General features: G+C 73.2%; 10 protein-coding genes and 2 pseudogenes. 6 read left to right on the plus strand and 6 right to left on the minus strand.

The window, feature by feature from the left end; genetic code table 11:
• Positions 1–401: pseudogene (locus ABD352_RS42970) on the minus strand (hypothetical protein); the annotation flags it as partial.
• A 172-nt stretch (positions 402–573) separates the two neighbouring features.
• Between ABD352_RS42970 and ABD352_RS42975 the strand changes: the two are divergent.
• Both ABD352_RS42975 and ABD352_RS42980 read left to right on the plus strand, forming a co-directional pair.
• The gene (locus tag ABD352_RS42975) at positions 574–885 is read left to right on the plus strand and encodes a family 16 glycosylhydrolase (RefSeq protein WP_344618354.1); all 312 of its coding nucleotides are present in this window, start codon (positions 574–576) and stop codon (positions 883–885) included.
• A 10-nt stretch (positions 886–895) separates the two neighbouring features.
• The gene (locus tag ABD352_RS42980) at positions 896–2074 is read left to right on the plus strand and encodes an NAD(P)/FAD-dependent oxidoreductase (protein WP_344618355.1); all 1179 of its coding nucleotides are present in this window, start codon (positions 896–898) and stop codon (positions 2072–2074) included.
• Here the strand turns inward: ABD352_RS42980 and ABD352_RS42985 are convergent.
• On the minus strand, positions 2060–4021 hold the full coding sequence (locus ABD352_RS42985; protein ID WP_344618356.1) for a methyl-accepting chemotaxis protein: 1962 nt from the start codon (positions 4019–4021) through the stop codon (positions 2060–2062). The genes ABD352_RS42980 and ABD352_RS42985 overlap by 15 nt on opposite strands.
• A 175-nt stretch (positions 4022–4196) precedes the next feature.
• On the opposite strand from ABD352_RS42985, the gene ABD352_RS42990 reads away from it, so the two are divergent.
• From ABD352_RS42990 to ABD352_RS43000, 3 genes are all read left to right on the plus strand, one after another.
• The gene (locus ABD352_RS42990; protein WP_344618357.1) at positions 4197–4859 is read left to right on the plus strand and encodes a hypothetical protein; all 663 of its coding nucleotides are present in this window, start codon (positions 4197–4199) and stop codon (positions 4857–4859) included.
• Positions 4860–4903: 44 nt separating this feature from the next.
• The gene (locus ABD352_RS42995; protein WP_344618358.1) at positions 4904–5500 is read left to right on the plus strand and encodes a GNAT family N-acetyltransferase; all 597 of its coding nucleotides are present in this window, start codon (positions 4904–4906) and stop codon (positions 5498–5500) included.
• Between the two features lie 73 nt (positions 5501–5573).
• Positions 5574–6020, plus strand: coding sequence for a hypothetical protein (locus ABD352_RS43000; protein WP_344618359.1), 447 nt, complete (start codon positions 5574–5576; stop codon positions 6018–6020).
• Here the strand turns inward: ABD352_RS43000 and ABD352_RS43005 are convergent.
• The 4 genes from ABD352_RS43005 to ABD352_RS43020 form a co-directional block, all read right to left on the minus strand.
• On the minus strand, positions 6000–7946 hold the full coding sequence (locus ABD352_RS43005; RefSeq protein ID WP_344618360.1) for an N-acetylmuramoyl-L-alanine amidase: 1947 nt from the start codon (positions 7944–7946) through the stop codon (positions 6000–6002). The two genes, ABD352_RS43000 and ABD352_RS43005, sit on opposite strands and share 21 nt — an antisense overlap.
• Before the next feature lie 11 nt (positions 7947–7957).
• Positions 7958–9283, minus strand: a complete 1326-nt coding sequence (locus tag ABD352_RS43010) for a C39 family peptidase (RefSeq protein WP_344618361.1) — start codon at positions 9281–9283, stop codon at positions 7958–7960.
• A gap of 516 nt (positions 9284–9799) precedes the next feature.
• Positions 9800–10693 (minus strand): N-acetylmuramic acid 6-phosphate etherase, encoded by an 894-nt coding sequence (murQ, locus tag ABD352_RS43015; RefSeq protein ID WP_344618362.1) that lies wholly within the window; start codon positions 10691–10693, stop codon positions 9800–9802.
• On the minus strand, positions 10690–11601 hold the full coding sequence (locus tag ABD352_RS43020; RefSeq protein ID WP_344618363.1) for a MurR/RpiR family transcriptional regulator: 912 nt from the start codon (positions 11599–11601) through the stop codon (positions 10690–10692). The genes murQ and ABD352_RS43020 overlap by 4 nt, the downstream gene beginning before the upstream one ends.
• Before the next feature lie 54 nt (positions 11602–11655).
• Here ABD352_RS43020 and ABD352_RS43025 point away from each other — a divergent pair.
• A pseudogene (locus tag ABD352_RS43025) lies at positions 11656–11857 on the plus strand (ATPase); the annotation flags it as partial.

An 11857-nucleotide genomic window follows, 5' to 3' on the forward strand; every position in this document is an offset into this window, starting at 1 on the left:
CACTCAGCCAGCCACATCCCGGCCATGATCAGCGTCCCCGACGCGGCAGCGACCCGCAGACCGATACCGGCGATCAGGGCCAGGCCGATACCGAGCATGCCCAGCATGAACAGCCAGTTCGCGTACCAGGTCCCGGCAATGGTGTGGAAGAAGCCCTGCAGCGGTCCCGCGTCGACCGAGGCGAGGAAACCCTTGGTCGGGTTGCCGCCGTTGATCCAGGCCTTCGCCGATGGGGTCGAGTAGCCCAGCCCGAAGGTCTTGTCGAGGAACGCCCAGAGGAAGACGAACCCGGTGGCGTACCGCAGCACGGCGAGGGCCTTCGCGGCGGTCTTGGTGAGCATGCTGCCCGGGGCCTCGACCCGTTCGAGGTGGTTCACCCGGTGGATGTGTGCGGTGCTCATCTCGGCCTCCCTATGCCGTTCCCTCTTGACACACACATCGTCATCCCCGGCGGGGACCCGGCGCTCGTGCCGAACCTCCCGACCGAGCGGGACCGAAGTCCCCTCGCCGCCGGGACCACGGACCGGCCCCTGGGGCGGCCGAGAGGATCGAGGTCGGCAGGCTGACACCCCCGTGCACGGGCCCGACGGCTCCGCCCGCGGCTGGGAGCGGGCCTTCACCGCCAGGCCCGCCGGCGGACCCGACACGGGCATCCACCGGTACGGGCTGGAGTGGTGGCCGGGCGTGCTGCAGTGGACGGTCGACGGCGTGGTGCGGGCGACCCTGCGCCGCGAGGACCTCTGGGCGCGGCAGGAGTGGGTGTTCGAGCACCCGGCGTACCTCCTGCTCGACGTGGCCGCCGGCGGGCGCTGGCCCGGCACGCCGCCGCCCTCGACGACCTTTCCGCAGACGATGTACGTCGAGTCGGTCCACTGGTGGCGTTAGGCTCCATGTCATGGACTTCGATGTCATCGTGGTCGGGGCGCGCTGCGCCGGCTCGCCCACCGCCATGCTGCTGGCCCGCCGGGGGCACCGGGTGCTCGTCGTGGACCGGGCGACGTTCCCCAGCGACGCGCTGTCCACGCACCTCATCCAGGTGCCGGGGCTGGCCGCGCTGGAGCGGTGGGGGCTCCGGGAGGCGGTCGAGGGCGCGGGCGCGCCGCCGATCGAGCGGTTCACGATGGACTTCGGGCCGTTCGCGATCAGCGGGGCGCCGCCGGCCGAGGGGGTCGCGGCGCGTCCGTTCTGTGTCCGCCGTACCGCGCTGGACGCCATCCTGGTGGGCGCGGCCCGCGCCGCCGGGGCCGAGGTGCGCGAGGGGGTCACCGTCGAGGGGCTGCTGCGCGACGGGGACGGGCGGGTCACCGGCGTGCGCGGCGAGGGGTTCGAGGCGACGGCCCGCATCGTCGTCGGGGCCGACGGGCTGCGCTCGGTCGTGGCCAAGGACGCCGGGGCGGCGCTCTACGGCGATGCGCCCTCGCTGACGGCGGGCTACTACGCGTACTATCGCGGCCTGGAAAGCCCCGACGGGGTCGTCACCGCCGAGATCTTCCAGCTCGGGGACCGCGCGGTGGTGCTGTTCCCGACCAATGACGGGCTCACGTGCGTCTTCGTCGCCTGCCCGATCGCGCAGTTCCACGACTTCCGCGGCGACGTGGAGGGCAACTACGCCGAGGCGCTGGCCCGCGTCCCGGCGCTGACCGCGCGGATCGGCGGCGCGCAGCGGGCCGAGCGCATCCGCGGGACCGCCGACGTGCCGAACTTCTTCCGCCGCTCGGCCGGCCCGGGCTGGGCCCTGGTCGGCGACGCCGGGTACCACAAGGACCCGGTGATGGCCGCGGGCATCACCGACGCGTTCGTGGCGGCCGAGATGCTCACCGAGGCGGTCCACAGTGGACTGTTCGGCGAGCGCGGCCTGGACGCGGCGGTCGAGGAGTACGCGGCCCGGCGCGACGCGCGCTTCGGCCCGGCGTTGCAGCTGACCTGCCAGCTCGCCTCGATGGAGCCCCCGGCACCGGAGATGGCCGCGCTGCTGGCCCGCGTCGCCGCCAGCCCGCAGGAGACGACCCGTTTCTTCGGGATGATGCAGGGCAGCACGCCGATCCCGGAGTACTTCGCGTCAGTAGCGGAATGAGCCGACCAGCTCGCGGAGGCGGTGGGACAGGGCGGCCAGGCGGGCGGCGGACTCCTGGGCCGCGCCCGCGTCGCCGGTGGCCGCGTCCGCGGCGCCCGCCACCCCGCCGATGACCCCGGCGATCTCGCCGGTGCCGGCGGCCGCGTCGCCGGCCGAGCGGGTCATCTCGGCGGTGGTCGCCGTCTGCTCCTCCACCGCGGTCGCGATGGTGGTCGAGTAGTCGCTGATCCTCGCGATGACCTCGCCGATGCGGGCGATCGCGGCGAGCGCCTCGGTGGTGTCGCCCTTGATCGCCGCGATCCGCCCGCCGATGTCCTCGGTGGCCCGGGCCGTCTCCTGGGCGAGCTCCTTCACCTCGGCGGCGACCACGGCGAAGCCCTTGCCCGACTCCCCCGCCCGGGCCGCCTCGATGGTGGCGTTCAGCGCGAGCAGGTTGGTCTGCGCGGCGATCGACGTGATGGTGGCGAGGACCTCGCCGATCTCGGCCCCCGACGCGTCCAGCTTCGCCATGGTCGCCGTGGTCTGCTCGGCGACGTCCACGGCCGAGGCGGCCACCCGCGCGGCCTCGGAGGCGTTGCGCGCGATCTCGTGGATCGACGCGCCCATTTCCTCCGCCCCGGCCGCGACGGTGTCCACGTCCCGGGCCACCCGCCCGGCCGAGTCGGAGACCAGGCCGGCCTGCCGCGCCGAGTCACGGGCCGACCCGGCGAGACGGTCCGACACTCCGGTGAGCTCGGCGCTGGCCCCCGTGAGCTCGTCTGCGGCGTCCGCGATGCCGCGCACCGTGCCGGCCACCTTGAACACGAACCGGTTGAAGGCCGCGCCGAGCTGACCGACCTCGGTGTGCGCCGACTCGTCGACCCGCTGGGTCAGGTCCCCCTCGCCGTCGGCGATGCCGGCCATGCGGTCGCGCAGCCGTACGATGGGCACCACCACGGCCCGGGCCACCCCCAGCGCGACCAGCCCGGCCAGCACCAGCGCGACGAGGGTGTAGAGGATCGCCTGCCCGCGCAGCGAGGAGACCGGGGCCAGCACGACGCCGCGCGGGATGGACACGACCAGCGACCACGTGTCGCCGGCCATGAGCTTGATGGGCACGGCGACGACGATGCGCTCGGCGCCGTCCACCTTGGTCACCTCGCGCACGGTCCCGCCGCCCCGGGCGCGCTTGGCCAGGTCCCCGAGCGGCCCGGGCAGCGGCTTGGTGCGCTGGTCCGCGTTGCCGCCGGCCACGACGTTGCCGGCGGTGCTCAGCAGCACGGCGCTGCCCGCACCCAGCGGCCTGATCCCGGCGATCTGCGTCTCCAGGTCGGCCAGCGCCATGTCGGCCCCGGCGAGCCCGGCGAACTTGCCGCCGATCATGATCGGCACCGTCGCCGAGGTCATCAGGACCTGCTTGCCGCCCACGTCGTACGGGTACGGCTCGAGCAGCATCTCCTGGCCGGTGCGCTTCGGCTCGGTGTACCACGAGTTGCTCGACGGGTCGTCGAGGTCCAGGATCGGCTGCTGCGCCACCCCGCCGTCGTCGCCGCGGTGCCAGTACGGCACGTACCGCCCGCTCGGGTCGGAGTCCGCGGCGCGCTTGGTGAAGGCGGCATCGCGCCCGTCGAACCCGTTGGGCTCCCACGCCGACCAGACCCCGAGGTACGCCGGATGGGACTCGAGCAGGCTCTTGATGAGCATGTCGACGGCGTCGCGGGACGGGCTCTCCTGCGCCACGACCGCGAGCGTCTGGGCGAGGTCGCGCGCGGTGCCGACGGTGGCGGCGATGGTGCGCTCCACGCCGGCGGCGTTGACCTCCGCGCTGTGCTGCGCGTCGTCCAGCGCGGAGTCCTCCAGGCTCGCGGAGGCGCGCACGGTCACCAGCGCCACCAGGGACGTCACCGCCACCACCAGCAACACCAGCACGCTCAGCACCAGCCGGGCACGAATCGTCAACCGGGACACGACCGCTCCTCACCGCAGGACTCCCCCAAACCCCATCGGCCACCGCGCCCCCGACTTGACCCACCACCGGGCGATCTTGCCCGGCACCGCCGAGCTGCCTGGGCCGCACGATCGCCGTCGCCGCGCGTCCTATGTGGACCCCTCGATGCGGGTGGGCGACGGTAGACTGGTAAGCATGACGTCGGTGCTGTCGTTGTCTGTCGAGCACCTACGGGTGATCGTGCGCATCGACGGCGACGACGTCAGCCGCGCCGACGACAACGACGGCCCCGATCCGTGGCACGTGCTGGTGCCGGTGAACCGCTTCGCGGCGACCGGCGAGTTCACGACCGCGACCATCGCCTGCTGCCCGAGCTGCGGCCCGGACTGCTTCGCCGTCGAGGCGCGCATCCGCCGCGAGGGCGACGTGGTGCGCTGGGAGTGGGGCCGCCGCGGCGCGCGGTGGGAGGGCGAGCGGCGCACGACACTGTTCGATGCCGGGGCCTACGACGCCGAGGTGGCCCGCGTCGGGGCCGAGCACGGCTGGGAGACGCCGGAGCGCCGGGCCGGGCGGCTCATCCTGACCGGCCTCGCCCTGCCGCCACGGATCGAGGGCGTCAAGGTTCACGCCGACGGCGCCGACGAGCTCGTGGTGTGGCTCGAGGAGCCGGACGAGTACCAGATCTTCGTGAGCGTGCCCTGGGACAGGGAGCGGCCCGACGAGAGCGCCGCCGAGGCGCGGGCCTTGCTCGCTGGGCCGGCCGCGCGATGGCCCGCGCAGTGGCACAGCATCAAGGCGTTGCGAGAGGATCCGCCGGCGTACGCCGGTCCGTCCTGGCGGCCCACAGACTGGTTCTGAGGCGGATGCGGCCGGCGGCCGTTTTCGCCGCCTACGATTCCGAGGTGTCCTCTCCCTTCACGATCAAGCCAGTGCTGGCGGGTAGCCGGGTCACGCTCCGGCCGTTCCGCGACGAGGACCTGCCGGCAATGGCGGCGGCGATCGCGGATGCCGAGGTTGTCCGGTTGACGGGCAGCGCGCACTCCACCGCGGAGACAGAGCATCGCCGCCCGATCGTCGATGACCGCCTGCGTAGCTGGTACGGATCACGCAACGCCCAGCGCGATCGGCTCGATCTGGCGATCGTGGACAACGACTCCGCGATGTGCGTGGGCGAGGTCGTACTCAACAAGTGGGAACCCGCCAACGAGAGCTGCCAGTTCCGCATCCTCATCGGCCCGGATGGCCGCGGGCGTGGCCTGGGCACCGAGGCGACCGGCCTCATCCTGCGGCACGCCTTCACCGCGCTGCCCCTGCATCGCGTCGGTCTGGAGGTCTACGCCTTCAATCCGCGGGCCCGGAGGATGTACGAGAAGGCTGGTTTCACAGTAGAGGGCGTGAAGCGTGCGGCTCTCAAGTTCGACGACCATCGAGTGGACGCAATCGTGATGTCGGTGTTGGCGCCGGAGTGGAGAGAAGCGCAATCTCGGCAGGCATCGTGAGCGGTCGACGGACGCCCGGACATCGGCATCCACGTGGCCGCTGCCGGTTGAGGGGGCCGAATATCGTGTACCCGTGCGGACGTTGCTGGTGTTCTGCTGCGGTGCCCTCGCGCTCAACGCGGCCGCGGGGGTAGCCGCCTACTTCCTGCCGAAGGCAGCGCTGTTGATCGCCGTCGGGATCCTTCTCATGGTGGCGCTGCTGCTGGGCGGTTGCGCCCTGGTGGCGGTCTACCTCAGCCGCCGGCTCGGGGACACGGTCATCGACCGGTTCAGGGCCACGTGGGGGGCGACCCCGACGGCGGCCGCTGCCTGCTGCCTTCTGCTGGGCCTGGCGAACGGCGTCTACCGCTTCACCATGCACTACGCATCCCACGACGACTGGCGGACTCTTCCCGTGACCGGTGCCTGCGGCGCCGCCGCGGGGGCGGTGGTGCTCTGGGGCGCGTTGCGCGCCCGGTCCGGCGGCGCTGCCGGGACCGGGCGCACATCCACGACGGCGCTAGGGGGCGCCGATGGGTGAGGGCAGCAGTTGTACGTCGGCCAGGTTGACGTACATCAGGCGGTGGCCGAACTGGATCTGGGCGTACCAGGTGTCGCCGCGGATCACGGTCCAGTCGCCCGGGCTCGAGCCGTCGAAGGTGACGGCGCGGTAGTACTCGCCCCGCACGATGTTGCCCACCGCGTAGCGCTGGCCGGCCGCGAGCGTGTACTGCAGCGGGGTGACGGCCTGGACCGGGACGCCGGCCGGGTAGGCCGACGCCTCCGGGTAGGCGCGGCCGTACACCGGGATCGTGTCCCGGCCGGCCTTGGGCACGGCGACGAGGCCGGTCGCCCACTTCGCCGTCGGCGCGGCGGGCGGGTTGTAGAACCAGCCCTTCTGGCCGAGGTACCAGATGGCGGTCCAATCGCCCTGCCGGCCGGCCACCGCGTAGGTCTGGCCGGTGGCCACCCGGGAGCCGTGGTCGGACAGCAGCATCGTCGACGGGGACCCGTCCGGGTGCAGGCCGATGTCGGTCAGCTGCGGGGCGTTGGCGTCCGGGGCGGTGTGCAGGATCAGCTGCGACGAGCCGTGCTCCGGGCACGGGTTGGTGGCCGCGCCCGTGCAGCCGGTGTAGGCCGGGCGGTTGGTGTCGTAGACCGGGTCGATGGTCACCAGGCCGGTGTGCGCGGTGCCGAGGGCCCGGATCGGGGCGTGCATCAGGTCCATGTAGTGGTCCCAGTCCCAGTACGGGCCCGGGTCCCAGTGCATGCCGCGCACGGTCGACGGCACGGTGCCGGGGACGTTGTCGTGGCCGATGATGTGGTTGCGGTCCAGCGGGATGGCCAGTTTCAGCGCCAGGTACCGCACCAGCCTGGCCGAGGAGCGGTACATCGCCTCGGTGTACCAGGCGCCCTCCGCGGCGAAGCCCTCGTGCTCGATGCCGACGGAGGTGGCGTTGACGTACCAGTTGCCGGCGTGCCAGGCCACGTCCTTGGTCTTCACGTGCTGGGCGATGTGGCCGTCGGCCGAGCGGACCGTGTAGTTCCAGCTGACGTACGCCGGATCCTGCACGAGGCCGATCGTCGTGTCGTACGTCGCCTCGGTGTCGTGGATGACGATGTACTGGATCCGCTGCCGGGCCGGACGGTCGCTCAGGTCGTGGTTGCCGTAGTCGCCGCCGCCCAGTTCCTGGTACGGCGCCGGGATCCACTCGCACGGCAGGTCGGCCGGGCACTCCAGGCCGTCGGGGCGGGCCGGGTGGCGAAGGCCCAGCCGGTCCAGCCACGACGTCTGCGGGCTGAGCGCGGCGTGCGCGGCCAGCGTGACCCGCTGCCCGTCGTCGGTGACCCGGTCGGCGCCGTCGCGCAGGGTGGCGTAGACCTCGTCGGCGAACTGGGCGGCCGCGTCGGCGGTGTCGGCGCCGCTGTAGCGGGCGACCGCGCCGTACCAGGCCGCGGGGTCGCTGCTGACGCCCGCCGGCGCGCCGAGGTCGCGCTGGTAGGCGGCCAGCAGCGCCGCGCCGCCGCGGATGTTGGCCCGCGGGTCGGTGCGCAGCGTCGCCTTGTCCGCGCCGGTGAGCGCGGCCGCGGCGTCGAGCGTCTGCAGGGCCGGCGCGGCGAGGGCGGGCGCGGACGCGGCGGCCGGCCCCTCGGCCCGGGCCGGGCGGGACTCGTCGCCCCGGGCGTTCTCGGTGGACACCGCACCGGACGCCCCCGTTACGGACTTGGCGTCGGTGAGGTGCATCGGGCCGAAGCCGGCGCTGGTGCTGGGCAGGCCGCGGTTGGTGTCCCACCGCGACTCCAGGTAGGACACGGCCAGGAGCACGTCCCGCGGTACTCCCGCGGCGGTCGCGGCGTCCGCGAAGTCCTGCTGCCGCGAGGAGACCGTCTCCGCGGCCGCCGGGAGGGGCACCGCGACCGCGCCGAGCGCGACGGCCGCGATTGCCGTGATAGCAAGGGTACGCACGTTGCCTCCGTTCACCAGTTGTCGGAGCCGGCCACGCGCGGCAGCGGCTTCCACGTGGGCGCGATGATGTACGCGACGCCGCCGCTGCCCGAGCCGACCGAGCCGTCCGCGCGGTGGCGCTTGGTGCGCAGCCAGACCTGCTCGAACTCCGCGCGCTTGTAGACGTTGCGCACGGCGTCGTCGGAGGACGAGGCCGGGTCGTTGACGACGACGTCGCCGGTCGCGGTGAACCCGACGATGACGAAGAGGTGCCCGGACGTCGAGTAGTTCGCCCCGCTCAGCTCGCTGGCCAGGAACGACTGGGAGGTGACGACCGGGATGCCGGCGGCGATGAACCGCTCGGCCTCGTCGAGGGAGTGCAGCCGGGTGACGATGCCGGTCAGGCCGTAGCTCGCGGCGTACGCGGTGTTGAACGGCCAGTTGCCCGCGCCCTCGTAGGTGTAGTCGTAGGTGTTCCGCGCGGCGTGGTCGACCTGCGGGTCGGCGTAGGACGGGTCGACCCAGGCGAGGTCGGCCGGGGTGGGCTTGCGGCCCCAGAACTCGGTGACCATTTCCGTGGACGTGGGCGAGCACCAGGCCTCGCCGCCGCCGTCGTACTCCGGGTACTGCCCGACGTGGATGTTCTGCGAGTAGCGCGGCACCGGCAGCTCCTTGCCCCAGGCGATGTGCCCGGCGCTCGGGGTCACGGTGAACCGGTCCGGCACGTTGGACGTCATCGCCCCGGCCTGGTAGACGCGCGGCGCGGCGTGCGATCCGGGCGCCCGGTAGAGCGTCAGACGCAGCCGGTAGTCCTGCAGCAGCACGCCGCGGGTCACGTCGTCGATGGAGAACGTGTCGGTCCAGATGGTCGAGTACGGGTCGCCCTGGCCGTCCACCGAGGACCGCTTGATGTCCTGGTCGCCCTTGGCCCAGCGGCCCATGACGTACCACGGGGTGGCCTCGCCGTTGGTGTACGTGCCCTGCATCTCGACCTGCAGCCAGGTGCCCTCGGGCGCGTCGGCGTTCCAGGACGCGACCAGTTCGCTGGCGCCGAAGCCGACGCGCTGGGTCCGCGAGGTCCAGGTCGCGTACTCCCACGTCCTCGTGACCCCGGTGTGCGGATCGGTGAAGTCGGTCGTGCCCGCGGGGCGGCCGATGGTCAGGAACGGGCGCGGGCCGGGGACCGCGAGCGTGCCGTGCGCCTCGCCGGCGTACCACTGCGGGAACGTCTGCCAGCGGTGGAAGGAGATCTGCTCGTCGTGCGTGACGCCCGGGTGGGCGGCCGCCGGTAAGCCGGGGGCGAGCGCGACGAGGCAGGCGACGGCGGCGAGCGAGGCGAGGGCCGGGAATCTTGCCATGTGCTCCTCCGGGGGAAACCGATGGCGTGGGATTGACGGCACGCTATACCGTCACGGCGCTCGATGTCGATACCTTCCGACCAATCCGTCGTGATCGAAGGTTTTTTACCACCGGGGCACGGGCAGGCTGCGCCCGAGGCCGGGAGGGGCTCAGACACCGCGGCAGCCCGCGCAGGCGGCGCGGCAGGCCGGGCGAACGCCGCGGCAGGTCGGGCAGGCGGCCCGGCAGGTCCGGGCGGGCAGCGGCGGCGCGGCAGGTCGGGCGGAACGGAGCAACGAGGGGCAACGAGCGCACGGGCGCCGCGGCAGCTCGCACAGGGCGGCAGGGCAGTGAGGGGCAAGAAGGGGCAAAGGCGCCGCGGGAGCTCGCGCAGGGCGGCAGGGCAGGGAGGGGCAAGACGGGCACGGGCGCCGCGGCAGCTCGCACAGGGCGGCAGGGCAGTGAGGGGCAAGAAGGGGCAAAGGCGCCGCGGAAGCTCGCGCAGGGCGGCGGGACAGGCTGAGCTAGGGAGGGACTCAGGCGCCGCGCAGCTCGCGCAGGGCCGCGTGCACCACGCCCCCGGTGTGCTCCAGCACCAGGCGGGCCTGGGCGGCCGGAGCCTGGGCCAGCAGCGCCACCAGCGCCACCTTCGACTCGCCGCCGGCCTCGGTCAGGGCGGCCGTGCAGGTCTGGGTCGGCAGGCCGGTCGCCTGGGCGAGCATGCGGATCTGACGGCCACGCAGCTTGCTGTTGCTGGCCACCATGTCGGTCATGAGGTTGGAGTAGGTCCGACCGAGGCGCACCATGACCGCCGTCGACAGCGCGTTGAGCACCAGCTTCTGGGCCGTGCCGGCCTTCATCCGGGTCGAGCCGGTGATCGCCTCCGGCCCGGTGTCCACGGCGATGTGCACGTCGGCGAGAGGCGCCAGGGGCGCGTCCGGATTGGCCGAGATCAGCACCGTGCCGGCGCCCGCGGCGCGGGCGGCCCGCAGCGCGCCGCCGACGAACGGGGTGCCGCCGCTGGCCGTGGTGCCCACCGCGACGTCGTCCGCGATCACGTCGCCGGCCTCGGCCGCGCCGAGCTCCTCGTCGTCCTCGGCGCCCTCGGCGGCGTGCTGCACGGCCGAGGGGCCGCCCGCGATGTGGGCCACCACCCGGTCGTAGCCGACCCCGAACGTCGGGTGCAGCTCGGCGGCGTCGAGCACGGCCATGCGGCCCGACGTGCCGGCCCCGAAGTAGTGCATGCGGCGGCCGGCCCGCAGGGCGGCGACGGCCATCTCGACGGCGTCGGCCAGCCGTGGCAGCACGGCGGTGACCGCCGGTGCGACCTTGCGGTCCTCCGCGTTGATGAGCCGGAGCACGTCGAGGGTGGAGAGCTGGTCGATGTAGACCGTGTGAGGATTGCGCTCCTCGGTGGGCGAGACGCTCACCAGCGGCCCCGATCGGACTTGGTACGGCGGCTGCGCACCGCGTCGCGGGTCGCCTCCAGCGCCGACTTCGTCCGCTCGTAGGTGCGCTGGGCGACGCCGACGAAGACGCAGTCGACGACGGTCAGCTGCGCCAGGCGGCTGGCCATCGCCCCGGAGCGGAACGTGGTCTCCCGCGCCGCCGTGGTGAGCACCAGGTCGGCGACCCGGGTGATCGGCGACTTCGGGAAGTTGGTGAGCGCCACCAGGGTCGCGCCGCGCCGGCCGGCCTCGGCGAAGGCCTCGATGGTGTCCATCGTGGTGCCCGTGTGCGAGATGCCGACGGCGACGTCGCCCTCGCGCAGCAGCGCCGCGCTGGTCAGCGCCAGGTGCAGGTCGGACCAGGCGTAGGCGGTCAGGCCGATGCGGTGCAGCTTCTGCTGGAAGTCCTGGGCCACGAAGGCGCTGGCGCCGACGCCGTAGACGTCGACCCGGCGGGCCTCGGCGATCGCCGCCACCACCTTGCCCAGCACCTCGAGGTCGAGCTGGGCGGCGGTGTCCTCGACGGCCCGCGCGTCGGCGTAGGCGATGGTCTTCACCACCTGGCCGAGGTCGTCGGAGAGGCTGATGTCGCTGCCGACCGCCTCCTGGCCCTGGTCGTCCTGCACCCGCCCGGCCTCGGCGGCCAGGCGCAGGCGCAGTTCCGGATAGCCCGAGACGCCGATGGCCCGGCAGAATCGGATGACCGTCGTCTCGGAGGTGTGGGCCCGCTTGGCCAGCTCGGTGATCGTCATCAGCGCGGCGGTGCTCGCCTCGTCGATGATGATCTTCCCGACCCGCTGCTCGGCGCGCGACAGCGAGGGCAGGAGCCCGCGGATCTTCACCGCCGTCGAGACCGTGCGGCTCTCGTCGGGGTCGTCCTTGCCCTTCATGTGGAAAAGTTTCCGTTGCGATGTCGGTTTCGTCAATGGAGTACGGTGATTGGAATGCGCGAGCCGCTGGTCATCGGCGTGGACGCCGGCGCCACGACGACCCGCTGCGTCGTCGGTGACCTCAATGGAAACATTCTCGCCCGCAGCACCGCGGGAGGGGCCAACCAGAACTCCAGCGCCGCCCCGCCCGGCGAGTCGCTGCACCGCGCCCTGGCCGGGGCGATCGGCGGCCTCGATCGGGACCGGGTCGCCGGCC

The sequence above is a fragment of the Dactylosporangium salmoneum genome (assembly GCF_039532525.1).
GTDB classification, from domain to species: domain Bacteria; phylum Actinomycetota; class Actinomycetes; order Mycobacteriales; family Micromonosporaceae; genus Dactylosporangium; species Dactylosporangium salmoneum.